Here is a 15,801-nt window from a genome sequence, read left to right on the forward strand (position 1 = left end):
GTGGAACGACGCGGGGCACTGCTACGATGGATCTGTTCAACCACCAGCTGCGGCTGCACGCGGACCCTTCGCGTGTCGTCGTGCGGCCGTTCCATATCGCCTGGGGCGGTCATGGCGGCGCACCGAGCCGCACCGAGCGGCTCGTCGGCGAAGTGCTGGAAATGTCGCCCGCACAGGCGCGCGCGCAGCTCGAGGTCGTGCTGAAGGATTTCGAGGCACGCCACTGGCAGACGCGACGCGTGTTCATGACGCGCTACGACCAGATCGAGGACATGCTCGGGCTGAACGGCGCGGAGATCGGCGACGAGAAACGCCAGTTGATCGGTGCCTATTTCTGCCACGAATACAGCTATGCCGCCGCCGCGCTGATGAACCCCAGCGCGGTGCCGCATTTCGACCAGTCGGGCATGCCGCCGGGCTCGATGCGCATCCTGATGAGCCTGCGCGCCGTCGGCGAGGGTCACATCTCCTCCGTAGCGTTCCGCGAGGGCATCATCACCTGCGAAAACCAGATGAAGCTCGCGCCCGAGCCGCCGTTCGCGACGGCCACGGATGCGGTCGGCAGCGGCGAGGACGAGATGCCGATCGGCCCCGTCACCGTCTATCGCCACCGCGACAGCACGCTGAGCGGCACGGTGATCTTCCCGATCACGCAGGCGCAGTCGAAGGGCCTCGAGGATCTCCGCATCGTCCGCTTCCAGCACGAGGACGGCGATTACGAGTGGATCGGCACCTACACCGCGTATAACGGCTCGGTGATCCAGTCCGAACTGATGCGCACGCGCGATTTCCGCGCGTTCGACCTCGTGCCGATGACCGGCCCCGCCGCGCGGAACAAGGGCATGGCCCTGTTCCCACGGAAGGTGAACGGCCAGTACATGATGATCGGCCGGCAGGACGGCGAGAATTTGTTCCTGCTCAAGTCCGACACGCTGACCGACTGGGACGACGGCGAGAAGATCCTGACGCCCGAATATCCGTGGGAACTGGTGCAGATCGGCAATTGCGGCCCGCCGATCGAGCTCGACGAGGGCTGGCTGCTGCTGACGCACGGCGTCGGCGCGATGCGAAAATACTCGATCGGCGCGGTGCTGCTCGACAAGGACGATCCGTCGAAGGTGATCGGCCGGACGAGCCAGCCTATCTTGGCGGCGAAGGACCAGGACCGTGAGGGGTATGTGCCCAACGTCGTCTACAGCTGCGGCGCGCTGAAGCATGGCGATACGATCTTCATGCCGTACGGGATTGCGGACAGCTCGGTGGGCTTTGCCTTCGTGCCGATCAAGGACATGCTCGCTGCGATGAAGTGAGCGGGGGTGGGTGTGGATCACGTTCCGACACCCTCCTCCTTCCGTTCGTCCTGAGTAGCCATCGAGTAGCTGCTCTTGCAGCGTATCGAGAGGGCGTATCGAAGGACAGTTGGCGCGCGAAACCCATGCTTCGATACGAGCCCTCGATACGCTGCGAGTGCAGCTACTCGGTCTCTACTCAGCACGAACGGTAGGGGGACTTGTTCTCCCGCGAAGGCGGGAGCCCAGTCTGGATCCCCGCCTTCGCGGGGAAACACGCTCGCTTACCCCCTCTCCCCTCGGGGGAGAGGGAAGGGGCCCGCCCGGCGCTTGCCGGGTGGGAAGGTTGAGGGCACGCGCCTAGCGCGAAGCCGCCATAGTCCGCCTGTACATCACCCACGTCAGCACCGCGAACAACACCGTCCCGCCAACCAGCGCCATGCTAGCAAACCCATCCCCAACCAGCGCCAACGGCGTCTCCTTGTTGGTCAAATACACGATCCCCGCAAAGCCAACGCCCCACAGCGACTCCCCGACGATCATGCCGGTAGCGGTCAGCACCCCCATCCGCTTGGCGAGTTCAGGATTCCGAGCGCGGTCCGCCCAACGATCATACGCAAACCCCACGACCGCCCCGATCGTGACCGGCAACGTCACCGACATCGGCAGATACACGCCGAGCCCGACGCCAAGCGGCGGCAACCGCAGCTTCCCCGCCTTGCCGAGCAACTCGTCGACCGCGATCACGACCACGCCGGTAAGCGCCCCATACCCGATCATCGCCCAATTGAGATTGCCTCCCAGCACGCCCTTCGCGAGCGCCGAGATCAACGCCGCCTGAGGCGCCGCCAGCGCATTAGGCCCCGCCCCCGGCGCGCCCGCAAACCCGAGCGTGCTCCCCAGCAGGTTCAACACCGGCGGCACCACAATCGAGCCGAACACCACGCCGATCAGCAAGGCGACCTGCTGCTTCCACGGCGTCGCACCAACCAACTGCCCGGTCTTCAGATCCTGCAGATTGTCGTTCGAGATCGTCGCGATCCCGAACACGATCCCCGTCACGATCAGCCCGTAGGCGACCAGCGCCTGCGTCGTCCCCGGCTCGACCGCGCGGCCGAACCACGACACCAGCAGGATCGACGCGGCGAGAATGGCGAGAATGCCGATCCCCGAAACCGGCGAGTTCGACGCGCCGATCAGCCCCGCCATGTACCCGCAGACCGCCGCGATCACGAGGCCGATGACGAGGATGAACACGAGGCTCCCCGCGATCAGCCCAACCGCCGACGCCTCCAGCGGTCCGCCCTGCAACACCGTCCAGAGCAGGATGCCGATCGGCACCAGCATCGCGAGCGAGCCGATCCCGACGATCCCGATCGGAATGTCGCGCTCTTCGAGAGCCAGCACTTCGCCGCCGCGCTTCGCCGCCGAAGCCGCCAGCGCCGAGCGCACACCGCCGACCACCGGCCCGGCGATCTTCAGCAACGTCCAGATCGCCGCGACGCCGATCACGCCTGCACCGAAGAAGCGGACATCCGACCGGAACACGGTGTTGGCGATCACTTCCGCGGTGCCGGTGACGCTCCCGCCCGAGGTCAGGATCGGCAGCAATATCCACCAGCCGATCACCACGCCCGCGAACATCGCCATGCCGACCGAGATGCCGACCAGATGCCCCGCCCCCAGCAACGCGAACGACAGCCCGCCCGAGATCCCGGTCGCGCCCGCGCCGACGCGAAACCACGTCGCGGCCTCGGCGGCGGCGAGCTTGGTCTGCGTCAGGATCGCGAACCCGGCCGAGACGACCGCATTGGCGACGATGATGCCGAGCCCGCGCGCGCTTTCCTCGCCGCCTTCGCGACTGCCCGCGCCGACCTTCAGCACTTCGGCGGCCGCGCGGCCTTCCGGATACGGCAGCACCGTGTCGACGACGAGCGCACGGCGCAGCGGCACCGAGAACAGCACGCCGAGCACGCCGCCGAACATCGTGATCGCCGCGGTGGTGAAGAACGGGAAGCCCTGCCACCAGCCGATCATCACGAGGCCCGGCAGCACGAAGATGATCGCCGCGAGCGTGCCCGCGGCGGACGCGATCGTCTGGACGATGTTGTTCTCGAGGATCGTCGAATCCTTGAACAGCCGCAGCACCGCCATCGAGATCACCGCAGCCGGGATCGACGTCGCGAACGTCAGTCCGATCTTGAGCCCGAGATAGACGTTGGCCGCGGTGAACAGCAGCGTGATGATCCCGCCGAGCACGATCCCGCGAAACGTAAGCTCGCGCATGCTGGTCTCGGGGCCCGTGTCGGTTACGCCCCGCGTCGCGTCGGTCATCTGGTCAGCCTCAAAGCAATTCGGGCGACTTGTGGCATGATGTGCGATCAGAGGAAACAGTATCGACCGTAACTAGCCTGTTCTCCCGCGAAGGCGGGAGTCCAGACTGGGCTCCCGCCTTCGCGGGAGAACAAGGAGGAGCGAGCACCCCCTCCCCAAACCTACCGCGCCGCCATACGCCGCGCGAAATGGACCTCGACCGCCCGCGTGACGCTCTCCGCGATCCGGTGCCGCCCTTCTTCGCTGTCGAGGAACGCAGCGTCCTGCGGGTTCGAGATATACCCCGTCTCGAACAGGATCGACGGCATGTCCGGCGCCTTCAGCACCATCAGCGACGCCATCCGGTGGAAGTTCGCCTTCAACGGCATCAACGGCCTGGCCTCGCGCCCCAGCAGCCGCGCGAAGGTCGCCGAGGCGTTCATCGTCTCGCGCTGCGTCAGGTCGATCAAGATCGACGACACGTCCGCGGGCGCCTCGCCGAGGTTCACGCCGGAGATCACGTCCGCCTTGTTCTCGCGCGCCGCCAGCCGCGCCGCCTCCTTGTCGGACGCCACCTCCGACAACGTGTACGCCGTCGCCCCGGTCGCGTTCTCGGAACCCGTGCTGTCGCAGTGGATCGAGATGAACAGGTCACCCTTCAACCGCCGAGCAACCCCATACCGCTCGCGCAGAATCAGATAGCGGTCGTCGTTCCGCGTCAGCGCCACGCGCACGCGCCCCGACGCCAGCAACTCATCGCGGATCGCCTTGGCGACCTTCAGCGTCACGTCCTTCTCGCGCAGCCCATTCGGCCCGATCGCGCCCGGATCGACGCCACCATGCCCCGCATCGATCACCACCAGCGGCCGCGTATCGTCGCCCTGCACGCGCGGCAGTTTCATGCCCCGCGCCTTGGGCGGCACCGGCACCGAGACCTTGTACTTGGGCCGCGACGCAGCCCCGAAATTGAACGGGAAGAAGTTCAGCGGCCCGGCGATCCCGGCCTCCGCGAACTGATCGTAATCGACCGTGCGCAACGCCAGCGTCAGCTCGCGCCCGTCGGAGTCGAACCCGCCGTCGGTCACGATCGCCGGCTCGGCCAGATCGAACACCATCCGCATCCCCGATCGCCCGCTGCGCATCTGCGTGACGCCGGTCACCAGACCGCGCCCCATGACCTCCCGCCCCGGCGTAGCACCCGACACGTCGACCGCGATCTGGCGCGGTCCGGTCAGCACGCGGCTGGCGGCATCGCCGACCGCCTCGTCGAAGCGGATGACGATCCGCCCGTCCCTGATCGCGACGCTCTGCACGGTCGCCGCCCAGGCGGGGACGCTCGCCAGCCAGCTGGCGATGAGGGCGATGACCGTCAACACCTCGCGTCCTTGCCGTGCGGCCCTGCCGCTGGTCCAGCGAAAACCCATGCTACACCCCTTTGATCGATACATCCGATCTCTGCGAGCGAGCGATAGCGCCTCGCATCACAAGACGCGGTTGCGCAGTGCGGTTAATTTGCCGTTTGCCATGTATTTGCCGGCAAGGCTCTGCCGCCCCGGCAAGTCTGCGCCTCGCTGCCCCTATTTCGAGCCGAAACGCCCACGAAAGCGACGGTTCCGGGGCTAGTTGCGAGATCGGGTATGCAGTGCTAGTCCTGTCGTACAGCCGTGTGTCGCCTGGATTTTACCAGCGATGCGCCGGTCTCGACGCCCGCCAGCGGATTCTCGCCGGCGCGGCAATTCAGGTTGACGCTCGAATGACGCATTCCCCCCGCCCCGCACTCCGACCGGCCTTCGCCGACGGACTCGCGGTCGTGCGGGCGCCGCAGGGAGAGTTCCCGCGGCATGCACTTCGCGCAGAGGCAGTTTCGCACACCATCCGCGAGTCCGGGCGTCCGTGCCCGACCGCACCACCATCAAGCGCGCGACGGCTGCCGACAGGCCCGGCGCGCGCGCGGAGAATCTATAATGACAACGCGCATGCTGATCGACGCACGCCACCGGGAAGAGACCCGGATCGCAGTCGTCAAGGGTAACCGGATCGAGGAATTCGATTTTGAGAGTGCCGAACGCAAGCAGCTCAAGGGCAATATCTACCTCGCCAAGGTCACGCGGGTCGAGCCGTCGCTCCAGGCGGCGTTCATCGATTACGGCGGCAATCGCCACGGCTTCCTCGCGTTCAGCGAGATCCACCCCGATTACTACCAGATCCCCAAGGAAGATCGCGACGCGCTGCTCCGTGAGGAAGCAGAGCACGCCGCCGAAGAAGCCGCACTTCGCGCCGACTACGACTCGGACGAAGACGAGGGTGACGACGAGGACGACATCGAGCGCTTCGAGGACGATGGCGGGGTAGATCCCGACGTCGCTGAGGAACTCGAAGGCGGCGAAGGTGGCGAAGCACCCCGTCGCAAGCGCAAGCCGAGCGCCGACGATGCCGCGGTCGAGGACCTGCGCGAGCGTCGCATGAACCTGCGCCGCCGCTACAAGATCCAGGACGTAATCCATCGCCGCCAGGTGCTGCTCGTCCAGGTCGTCAAGGAGGAGCGCGGCAACAAGGGCGCGGCGCTCACCACATACCTGAGCCTCGCCGGTCGCTACTGCGTGCTGATGCCGAACACGTCGCACGGCGGCGGCATTTCGCGGAAGATCAGCAACGCGGGCGATCGCAAGCGCCTCAAGACGATCATGGCCGACATGCAGTTGCCGCCATCGATGGGCTGCATCGTCCGCACCGCCGGCCTCCAGCGCTCGAAGGTCGAGATCAAGCGCGACTTCGATTACCTCGCCCGCCTGTGGGACGGCATCCGCGAGGCCACGCTCAAGGCGTCGGCCCCCGCGCTCGTCTACGGCGACAGCGACCTGATCAAGCGGGCGATCCGCGACATCTACAACAAGGAAATCGAAGAGGTCATCGTCGAGGGCGAGGGCGGCTATCGCCAGGCGCGCGAGTTCATGCGCCTGCTGATGCCGACGCACGCGCGCCGCATCAAGCATTACGCCGACCCCGTGCCGCTGTTCCAGCGCGCCGGCGTCGAGGATCAGCTTGCCGCGATGTACCACCCCGTCGTCCAGCTGAAGTCGGGCGGCTATCTGGTCATCAACCCGACCGAGGCGCTCGTCTCGATCGACATCAACTCGGGCCGTTCGACGCGCGAGCACAGCATCGAGCAGACCGCGACCGCGACCAACCTCGAAGCAGCCCAGGAAATCGGCCGCCAGCTCCGCCTGCGCGACATGGCCGGGCTCGTCGTCATCGACTTCATCGACATGGATAACAATTCCAACGTCCGTAAGGTCGAGAAGGCGATGAAGGAGGCGCTCAAGAACGATCGCGCGCGCATCCAGATCGGCCGCATCTCGTCGTTCGGCCTCATGGAAATGAGCCGCCAGCGTCTGCGCACCGGCGTGCTCGAAGCGTCGACGCGTGCTTGCCCGCATTGCGAAGGCACCGGCCTCGTTCGCACCGCATCGTCGTCGGGTATCTCCGCACTTCGCCTCATCGAGGACGAGGCCGCCCGCGGTCGCGGTTCGCTGCTCACCCTGCGCGCGAGCCAGGAAGCGGCGGTCTACATCCTCAACCGCAAGCGTGCCGACATCGCCGAGATCGAGGATCGCTACGGCGTGATCGTCGAGATCATCCCCGGCCAGGACGAGGAAGGCGCGCACATGACGGTCGAGGCCAGCGGCCCGCCGCCCGCGCACGCGCCGAAGTTCGTCCAGATCATCGAGGAAGACGAGGACGACCTCCCCGAGGAGATCGAGGACGAGATCGAGGAGGAAGAGGTCGAGGAGGCCGAAGCCGAGCAGCCGCGTCGTCGTGAGGGCGGTCGTGAGCCCCGCGAAGGCAATGGCGAGCAGCGTGCGCCGCGTGAGGCTCGCGATGCGGACGGTGAAGGCGGCAAGAAGCGTCGTCGTCGCCGCGGTCGTCGCGGTCGCGCACGTCCCGGTGAGGAAGGTGCAGCAGAGGGCGTCAACGAGGACGGTAATTTCGAGGACGCCGACACCAACGTCGAGGAGATCGACGAGGTCGAGGGCGATATCGTCGAAGTCGGCGGTGGCGAAATGGTCGAGGCCGGTGCACCTGCCGAGCAGGCCAATGGCGCAGAGGGCGAAGGTCGTCGTCGTCGCGGTCGTCGGGGACGTCGTGGCGGTCGCCGCAACGAGCAGGGCGCCGAGAACGGCCAGTCGGTCGCCGTCAGCAGCATCGATGATGCCCAGCTGATCGCCGAGGCACCCGAGCCGGAAGCGTATGAGCCGGTCGAGTCGACCTATGCCGAGCCCCCGTACGAGCCCGCGTTTGAGCCGGTCGTCGAGGAAACCCCGGTGGCGGAAGTCGCCGAGGGTCCGAAGATGCGCCGTCGTCCGCGTGCCCGTGCGGCAGCCGCTGCGGCGAACATCGCCGAGGCGGTGGCCGATGCAGCCCCCAAGGCGCGTCGTGGTCGCAAGCCACGCGCGGTCGAAGCGGACGCCGAGACGGTTGCACCGGAGCCAGTGGTTCCGGCGCCGATCGCTCCGGAGCCTGTCGCCGCCGAGCCGGCTGCACCGAAGCCCGGTCGTCGCCGTCGCGAGGCGGTTGCGGAAACGACGATGGACGAGGTGAGCGCAACGCCCGCCGAGACCATCGAAGCGTCGGCGCCCAAGCCCAAGCGTGCGCGTCGCAAGGCGTCGGACGCGGTGGTCGAAGCCCCAGCGGTCGAAGCCCCGGTCGTCGAGGAAGCCCCCGTCAAGGTCGCCAAGCCCCGCGGTCGCCCGCGGAAGACGCCGATCGTCGAAGCCGGCGACGCTGCGCCGACCAGCGAGCCCCTCGCCGAGCCGATCGCAACCACCCCGCCCAAGGCCGAAGTCCAGCCCCAGGACGTCGCGACCCCCCGTACCGACGACGGCGCCAACGACGACCCCGACGGCGCCCCCCGCCGGGGCTGGTGGCAGCGCACCTTCGGCTAACGCCGGAGCCTAGCCATCAAGAACGGGCGCGACCGAAAGGCCGCGCCCGTTTTCGTTTGTGAGGAAGCGCCGAAGCCACCGGTGAAACGCTCCGTCCGACAAGAGCATGTTTCCCCGCGAAGGCGGGGACCCAGACTGGGCACCCGCCTTCGCGGGTGAACACGACAGAAGAGCAATGCTGTGTTTGGGTTCCGCTAGTGAGGCACCACCCAGCCCCCCCCCTAAACCACCACCCCGGCGAAGGCCGGGGCCCAGTTGGAAAGGTGGTAATAACGAAGCGCCGCCCTCAGTTAGCGACGTGTCCCAACTGGACCCCGGCCTCCGCCGGGGAGGTGCCACATCATGGCGGCCCGACTCCCGCAAGGGCAGGCAAACACGAGGAAGCAGCGCGCGCCCCCCCCCCTCAAACGCCTGTCCTACACACCCAAACCCTGCTCCCCTCCCCCAATGCCACTCACACTCTCAACGAACCGCAAAACAGCTCCCAGCGTCTGCACTTCCTATACTTCACTCTACCGCACGCCCGACCGCACGACCATTGCCCCCCCGCCCCCAATCGACGATACCCCGTAATATGAAGCGCCTAGTAGCCGCCGCAGCCACCGCCCTCCTCCTCTGGACGACGCCCCTCCAGGCCCAGTCGATCCTCCGCGACGCCGAGACCGAAACGATGTTCGCGGAGATGTCCAATCCGCTGATCAAGGCGGCCGGGCTCTCAACGCGCGACGTGAAGGTCGTCCTCATCAACGACGAGTCGATCAACGCGTTCGTTGCCGGCGGCCAGACCGTCTACGTCCACTCAGGCCTCATCCAGGCCGTCGACAATGCCAACGAAGTCCAGGGCGTCATCGCGCATGAGCTCGGCCACATCGCCGACGGCCACGTCGTCCTCGCCGACCGCGGCACCAAGCCGGCAATGGGCATGTACCTGCTCTCGATGGTCCTCGGCCTCGCCGCGATGGCGGCCGGCAGCGGCGAAGCAGGCGCCGGCATCATGGCCGCGGGCCAGCAGGCGGCGATGGGCAGCTACCTCTCGTTCAGCCGCGTCCAGGAATCGACTGCAGACGCCACCGGCGCGAAATTCCTCCGCGAGGCCAACGTCTCCGGCCGCGGGATGCTGAGCTTCTTCAAGAAATTGCAGCAGCAGGAATACCGCTTCGGCACCGCCAACATCGATCCCTTCATGCAGTCGCATCCGCTCTCCGGCGAACGCGTCGCGACGCTCACCGCCGACCTGCAAGCCTCGCCCGCCTGGGCCAACAAGCCCGACGCCGCGCTGGAGGAACGCTTCCGCCGCGTGAAGGCCAAGCTCGCCGGCTACGTCATGCCCGCCGACCAGACGCTGCAAGCCTACCCACCCAGCAACCAGTCGATCTACGCCCACTACGCCCGCGCCTACGCGTACCACAAAGCCGGCTACCCCGAAAAAGCCGACGCCGAAGCCAACGCATTGGTAAAGGCCGAACCCACCGACCCGTATTTCCTCGAGATCAAGGGGCAGATTCTCCTCGAGGCGGGCAAGCCGACCGAGTCGCTCGTTCCCCTACGCGAAGCCACCGAAGGTTCGCGCAACAACCCATTGATCGCCACCACCTTCGGCCACGCGCTGATCGCGACCGAGAACAAGGCGAACTACCCCGAGGCCACCAGGGTCCTGCGCACCGCGGTCGGTCGCGACGACCAGAACCCGTTCGCCTGGATGCAACTCGGCACCGTCTACGAACTGACCGGCGACACCGCACGCGCCGCGCTCGCCACCGCCGAGCGCGCGAGCATGGGCGGCGACATGCGGACCGCCTCGGCGAGCGCGCAATATGCGCTGGCGAACATCCCCGCGAACACCACCGACTGGATCCGCGCGCAGGATATCGCGATGGCCGCGCAGAACGAGATGGACGACAATCCCAAGCAGTATAAGCGCCGCAAATGAGCAAACTTACATTCCCGGCAATTGCCGTCGCGGGCGCCGTCATTGGAGGCCTCGCGGTCTGGGGCTATGATCGCCAAGGCGGCGGCGTCGAGCGCGCGCAGGTCGAATCGATCGTCCACGACTATGTCTTGGCGCACCCCGAGATCCTCCCCGAGGCGATGGAGAAACTGCGCGATCGCGAGTCCGGCAAGACCGTCACCGCGAACCGCGACGCGATCGTCACGCCGTTCGGCAGCGCCTGGGCCGGCAACCCCAAGGGCGACGTCACGCTGGTTGAGTATTTCGATTACAATTGCGGCTATTGCCGCGCGAGCCTGCCGATGATCGCCAAGCTGATCGCCTCCGATGCCAAGGTCCGCGTGGTTTTCCGCGAACTCCCGATCCTCAGCGCCGAAAGCCGCATCGCCGCGCGCGCGAGCCTGGCGGCCGCACAACAGGGCAAGTTCGCCACCTTCCACGACGCGCTCTACGCCGCCGGCCCCGTCAGCGACGCCTCGATCGCCGCGGCTGCGAGCAAGGCCGGCGTAGACACCACCCAAACAAACTTCACCAAAACCGCCGACGCCGAAATAGCGAAGAACATGGAAACCGCCGCCAAGCTCGGCATGACCGGCACGCCAAGCTGGGTGGTCGGCGACCGAGTCCTGTCCGGCGCGTTGCCGCTCGAAGACCTGCAAAAAGCCGTAGCGGCGGCAAGGGCCGGCTAACCGTTCTCCTGCGAACGCAGGAGCCCAGGGTTACAAAGCGCGACGCCCGGTATCTTGGGCTCCTGCGTTCGCAGGAGAACAGGGCGGGAGCCCTTACTTTCCCCCCTCCCCACCCCCATCTTCCCCTCACAAAAAGGGGTGCCAATGACCGAACCGATCCTGTCCATCGCGGGCGTCACCAAGACCTACAAGAGCGGCACCACCGCCCTCCACCCCGTCGACCTAGATATCCAAAAGGGCGAGATCTTCGCCCTCCTCGGTCCCAACGGCGCGGGCAAGACGACGCTGATCAGCATAATCTGCGGTATCGTCACGCCGTCCGCCGGCACGATCAAGGTCGCCGGCTACGACGCGATCCGCGACTATAAGCAGGCGCGCAGCCGCATCGGTCTGGTGCCGCAGGAACTCAACGTCGACATGTTCGAGACGGTACTCGCCACCGTCACCTTCAGCCGTCGCTTGTTCGGCCGCTCGGGCCACAGCGCGTACATCGAACAGGTGCTCCGCGACCTCTCGCTCTGGGACAAGCGCGACGCGAAAATCCGCGAACTCTCCGGCGGCATGAAGCGCCGCGTGCTGATCGCCAAGGCACTCGCGCACGAACCCGAGATCCTGTTCCTCGACGAACCCACCGCGGGCGTCGACGTGGCGCTCCGCCGCGACATGTGGAAGCTCGTCCACCGCCTGCGCGAAGGCGGCACGACGATCATCCTGACGACGCATTACATCGAGGAAGCCGAGGAAATGGCCGACCGCGTCGGCGTCATCAACAAGGGCAAGCTGCTCCTCGTCGACGACAAGGCGTCGCTGATGAAGAAGCTCGGCAAGCGCGAACTCGACATCGCGCTCCAGGACCCGATGACGGCGCTGCCCCCGGAACTCGCCGACTGGGACGTCTCGCTGGAAGACGACGGCAAACGCCTGCGCTACGTGTTCGACGCGCAGGCCGACCACACCGGAATCCCGTCGCTGCTGCGCAAACTCAGCGAGCTCGGCATCGGCTTCAAGGATCTCGAAACCAGCAAATCGAGCCTCGAAGACATCTTCGTCGATCTCGTCGGAGAACACGCATGAACACGCACGGCATCTGGGCGATCTACCGCTTCGAAATGGCGCGCGCTTTGCGCACCCTTTGGCAAAGCCTAGTCACCCCCGTCCTGACCACCTCACTGTACTTCATCGTCTTCGGCGGTGCGATCGGCAGCCGGATGCAGCAGGTCGGTGGAGTAGCCTATGGCAGCTTCATCGTCCCCGGCCTGATCATGCTGTCGCTACTCACGCAGAGCATCTCGAACGCATCGATCGGGATCTACTTCCCGAAGTTCACCGGGACGATCTACGAGCTGTTGTCGGCACCCGTCTCGGCGATGGAGATGGTGATCGGCTATGTCGGCGCGGCGACCACCAAGTCGGTGATCCTCGGGCTGATCATCCTCGCGACCGCCTCGTTCTTCGTGCCGCTACGGATCGAACACCCGTTCGCGATGATCGCGTTCCTGATCCTCACCGCGGTCGCGTTCAGCCTGTTCGGGTTTATCATCGGCGTCTGGGCCAACGGCTTCGAGCAGCTGAACTTCGTCCCCGCGCTGCTGATCACCCCGCTGACGTTCCTCGGCGGCGCGTTCTACTCGATCGACATGCTGCCCCAGCCCTGGCGCACGTTCAGCCTGTTCAACCCGGTCGTCTACCTGGTGAGCGGCTTCCGCTGGAGCTTCTTCGGGGTCGGCGACGTTGCAGTCGGGGTAAGCCTCGCGGTGACAGCGGGCTTCCTAGCGGTGTGCCTGATCGCGATCGCGTGGATCTTCAAGACCGGTTGGCGAATGAAGAACTGACGAGATAGAGATGCACCACCCCGGCGGAGGCCGGGGCCCAGTTGGGGGACGGTAGTTACGAAGGACCGCGCTCCGTTACCTCGACCTTTCCAACTGGGCCCCGGCCTCCGCCGGGGTGGGCAACGTTCCGCAAACCCTAGCGCATAACCGGCAACGTGATCCGTGATCCCGCACAGATCTTCTGCGTCGCCTTCACGTAATCGCCCGGTTTAGCCCGCCCGATGTTCGGCACGAACGACTGCGGGTTGCGGTCGATCATCGGGAACCAGCTCGACTGGATCTGCACCATGATCCGGTGCTCCGCCTTGAACACATGGTCATGGTCACGCAGCGGCACGTCCCACGCGACGACCTTCCCCGGTACCAACGGCTGCGGCGCCGTATCGCTCGCGAGGAAGCGTCCGCGCCGCACCTCCATCGCGATCGGCAACTGATAGCCGTTCAACGTCTTCGCGTAATCGCCAGGCCGGGCCTGAGATTTGTCGAACGCCTCGGTATCGTCGGGCAGCACGTCGATCAGCTTCACCACGAAATCGCTGTCCGTCCCGCTGGTCGACGCCTGCAACGTCGCCGACAGCGCCCCCGTCACGGTCAGGTCCGCGGCCAGTGGCTCCGACACATACCCCAGCACATCGGGCCGGTGATCGACGAAGCGCTGGTCGTCCGCCTCCCACCACGCCCAGTCCGGGCTGGCATAGGTCGCAGACATCGGTCGCCGGCGGAACGGCACCGGGTTCGCCGGATCGGACACGTAGTCGCGGCACCCCTCGCCCGCGACCGGAGCGGTGAACGACAGGCTGCCGTCCGCATGCAAATACAGCTCGGTCGCCTTCGCGCCCGTCGGAGGCCAGGCGGCATAGGTCTTCCACACGTTCGACCCCGACTGGAACATCTTCGCCGCAAAGTCCGGCCGCGGGCCCTTGCCGTGCAGCCAGTATGCGAAGAACGGCGCCTGGATCTGCTCCTGGAACTGCGTGCCGCTCGCCGTCCCGAGTGGGATCGGCCCGAGATGATCCGCCACGCCCTGCCACCCGCCATGCCGCCACGGCCCCGCCACCATCTGCGCGAGGTGGTTCGGATCGTTGCGCTTCTGCTTGGCGTAGATCTGCCATGATCCCCAGGGATCCTCCTGATCCCAGAACCCGGCGACGTTCAGCGTCGGCACGGTCGTCTTGCCGAGCGCATCGGTCCAGCGTTGCGCAGTATAGAACGTATCATGATTGGGGTGATCGAGCAGCGACGTGAACATCGGCACCCGCCCCTTGAAGACATTCCGGTCGATCGCCTCCGCCGAGCCGACCTTCAGGAAATAGTCGTAGGTATCGCTCGGATACGCGAAGTCGGAATTCTTCGTCTTGTCGAGTTGCAGCGACGACACCCAGTCGGTCGCATAGCTCAACCGCAGCGCGCCGTTGCGGTGCAGGTCGTCCGACTGCCAGTAATCGATCCACGCCGCCTGCGGAGACACCGCCTTTAACGCGGGATGCGGGTTCGCCAGCGCCACTGCGGCAGCGAAGCCAGGGTATGACACGCCCCACATGCCGACCTTGCCACTGTTGGCCGGGACGTTCTTCACCAGCCAGCCGACCGTGTCGTAGGCGTCCGTAGCCTCGTCGACCGCTTTTCGATCGTTTGGATGCACCGCGGTCGAGAGCGTGAACACCCCGTCCGACTTGAACCGCCCGCGCATCGACTGGAAGACGAAGACATAGCCGTCCTTCATCAACGGCGCGAAGCGATCGGCGGTGGGAAACGGCGCATCGGGCACGCCGTAGGGCGTTCGCTGGAGCAGGATCGGCAGCGGCCCGGTCATGCCGCGCGGCCGCATGATGACCGTCTGCAACTTCGCCCCGTCGCGCATCGGCACCATTACCTCTTCGAACGTAAAGGGGGATTGGGTCGCGGTTTGCGGTACGGGCTGCGCGAGCGTGGCGGCCGGGACGGCTGCGGTGACTGCAAGCGCGAGCAGGAAAGCGTTACGCGACATGGAATTCCCTTCGTGGACCGTGCCACGATTGGACGAACCCACGGCTGCGAAGTCAAGCCGCGCGCCATACTCCGGTCAGTATTGGGCGCAATACCAGCGAGTTGAGATCGATCAGCGCGTGCAGGAGCATCGCCAGCCACAGCTCCCCGGTCATCAGATACACCGCCGCCATCAGCGCGCCGACGAGCGTGGTCGCGATCACGCCCGCCCGCCCCTGATACAGATGCATCGCGCCGAACGCCGCCACGGCGACGCCGAACGCGACGAACGCGCTACCGGATACGAGCGCGACCAGCAGTGGCAGGAACAGGCGGAAGGCGAGTTCCTCGGAGATGCCCGCCGCGATCGACATGGCGGCGGCATGCGCGATCTCCGGCCGATTACGCGGCAGCAGCGAGCCGACATTGCCGATCGTCTTGAGGATGCGCCAGTTACGCCGCGTCGCGAGCACCGCGCCGATGATCAGGCCACCCAGCGCACTGCCGCCGATCATGCCGAGCAGTTCCACGCGGCTGTAGCCTTCGAAGCTGGGGAGGAGCGTGCGGAGGTCATCGAACTCGGGCGGGACGGTGACGAGCGCGTCGAGGCGGCCGAGCAGGGCCAGTCCGATCACCGCCGGCAGGACGAAGCCGATCGCGGCCTTGGCAATCCACAGGCGGTAGGTCTTCTGCCGCGAGGCTGTGTCGGGGAGGCGCTTGATCCGGCGGTAGCCGAGCAGGTCGCCCTTGAGAAACCAGACGAGGCTCATGATCGTGACGAGGAGGAGGACGTTGGGCAGGATCATGCCGACACTTCGCTCC

Annotated in this window: 10 protein-coding genes; 6 read left to right on the plus strand and 4 right to left on the minus strand. The window is 66.3% G+C overall.

Annotated elements, in window-relative coordinates; translation table 11 throughout:
* Positions 1–26 precede the first annotated feature (26 nt).
* A complete protein-coding gene (locus tag AC1ME3_RS03585; protein ID WP_056051630.1) occupies positions 27–1,310 on the plus strand; it encodes a glycoside hydrolase family 130 protein in 1,284 nt (427 codons plus the stop codon).
* 339 nt (positions 1,311–1,649) lie between these two features.
* Here the strand turns inward: AC1ME3_RS03585 and AC1ME3_RS03590 are convergent, their stop codons facing one another.
* Together AC1ME3_RS03590 and AC1ME3_RS03595 are read right to left on the minus strand one after the other, a co-directional pair.
* Positions 1,650–3,623 (minus strand): OPT family oligopeptide transporter, encoded by a 1,974-nt coding sequence (locus tag AC1ME3_RS03590; RefSeq protein ID WP_480954883.1) that lies wholly within the window; start codon positions 3,621–3,623, stop codon positions 1,650–1,652.
* Positions 3,624–3,784: 161 nt separating this feature from the next.
* On the minus strand, positions 3,785–5,026 hold the full coding sequence (locus AC1ME3_RS03595) for an N-acetylmuramoyl-L-alanine amidase (protein ID WP_480954884.1): 1,242 nt from the start codon (positions 5,024–5,026) through the stop codon (positions 3,785–3,787).
* A 552-nt stretch (positions 5,027–5,578) separates the two neighbouring features.
* Between AC1ME3_RS03595 and AC1ME3_RS03600 the strand changes: the two genes are divergently transcribed.
* From AC1ME3_RS03600 to AC1ME3_RS03620, 5 genes are all read left to right on the plus strand, one after another.
* Positions 5,579–8,545: an Rne/Rng family ribonuclease gene (locus tag AC1ME3_RS03600; protein ID WP_480955751.1), complete on the plus strand. Its 2,967-nt coding sequence runs from the start codon at positions 5,579–5,581 to the stop codon at positions 8,543–8,545.
* 574 nt (positions 8,546–9,119) lie between these two features.
* A complete protein-coding gene (locus AC1ME3_RS03605; RefSeq protein WP_480954885.1) occupies positions 9,120–10,475 on the plus strand; it encodes a M48 family metalloprotease in 1,356 nt (451 codons plus the stop codon).
* The gene (locus AC1ME3_RS03610; protein WP_480954886.1) at positions 10,472–11,182 is read left to right on the plus strand and encodes a DsbA family protein; all 711 of its coding nucleotides are present in this window, start codon (positions 10,472–10,474) and stop codon (positions 11,180–11,182) included. Before AC1ME3_RS03605 ends, AC1ME3_RS03610 begins: the two co-directional genes overlap by 4 nt.
* 144 nt (positions 11,183–11,326) lie before the next feature.
* Positions 11,327–12,256: an ABC transporter ATP-binding protein gene (locus AC1ME3_RS03615; protein WP_480954887.1), complete on the plus strand. Its 930-nt coding sequence runs from the start codon at positions 11,327–11,329 to the stop codon at positions 12,254–12,256.
* Positions 12,253–13,014, plus strand: coding sequence for an ABC transporter permease (locus AC1ME3_RS03620; RefSeq protein ID WP_480954888.1), 762 nt, complete (start codon positions 12,253–12,255; stop codon positions 13,012–13,014). Before AC1ME3_RS03615 ends, AC1ME3_RS03620 begins: the two co-directional genes overlap by 4 nt.
* Before the next feature lie 136 nt (positions 13,015–13,150).
* Here AC1ME3_RS03620 and AC1ME3_RS03625 read toward each other — a convergent pair whose 3' ends face one another.
* On the minus strand, positions 13,151–15,001 hold the full coding sequence (locus AC1ME3_RS03625) for a CocE/NonD family hydrolase (protein ID WP_480954889.1): 1,851 nt from the start codon (positions 14,999–15,001) through the stop codon (positions 13,151–13,153).
* Positions 15,002–15,053: 52 nt separating this feature from the next.
* Complete coding sequence (locus AC1ME3_RS03630) at positions 15,054–15,785, minus strand: CPBP family intramembrane glutamic endopeptidase (RefSeq protein WP_480954890.1); 732 nt, start codon at positions 15,783–15,785, stop codon at positions 15,054–15,056.
* Between the last annotated feature and the right edge of the window lie 16 nt (positions 15,786–15,801).

The sequence above is a fragment of the Sphingomonas sp. BL2 genome, from assembly GCF_056680015.1.

What these genes read in the sequence shown, in the direction of transcription:
- AC1ME3_RS03615 (WP_480954887.1), top strand. Translation starts at nt 11,327, where the DNA reads ATGACCGAACCGATCCTGTCCATCGCGGGCGTCACCAAGACCTACAAG.
- AC1ME3_RS03605 (WP_480954885.1), top strand. Translation starts at nt 9,120, where the DNA reads ATGAAGCGCCTAGTAGCCGCCGCAGCCACCGCCCTCCTCCTCTGGACG.
- AC1ME3_RS03630 (WP_480954890.1), bottom strand. Translation starts at nt 15,785, where the DNA reads ATGATCCTGCCCAACGTCCTCCTCCTCGTCACGATCATGAGCCTCGTC.
- AC1ME3_RS03610 (WP_480954886.1), top strand. Translation starts at nt 10,472, where the DNA reads ATGAGCAAACTTACATTCCCGGCAATTGCCGTCGCGGGCGCCGTCATT.
- AC1ME3_RS03600 (WP_480955751.1), top strand. Translation starts at nt 5,579, where the DNA reads ATGCTGATCGACGCACGCCACCGGGAAGAGACCCGGATCGCAGTCGTC.
- AC1ME3_RS03595 (WP_480954884.1), bottom strand. Translation starts at nt 5,026, where the DNA reads ATGGGTTTTCGCTGGACCAGCGGCAGGGCCGCACGGCAAGGACGCGAG.
- AC1ME3_RS03620 (WP_480954888.1), top strand. Translation starts at nt 12,253, where the DNA reads ATGAACACGCACGGCATCTGGGCGATCTACCGCTTCGAAATGGCGCGC.
- AC1ME3_RS03625 (WP_480954889.1), bottom strand. Translation starts at nt 15,001, where the DNA reads ATGTCGCGTAACGCTTTCCTGCTCGCGCTTGCAGTCACCGCAGCCGTC.
- AC1ME3_RS03585 (WP_056051630.1), top strand. Translation starts at nt 27, where the DNA reads ATGGATCTGTTCAACCACCAGCTGCGGCTGCACGCGGACCCTTCGCGT.
- AC1ME3_RS03590 (WP_480954883.1), bottom strand. Translation starts at nt 3,623, where the DNA reads ATGACCGACGCGACGCGGGGCGTAACCGACACGGGCCCCGAGACCAGC.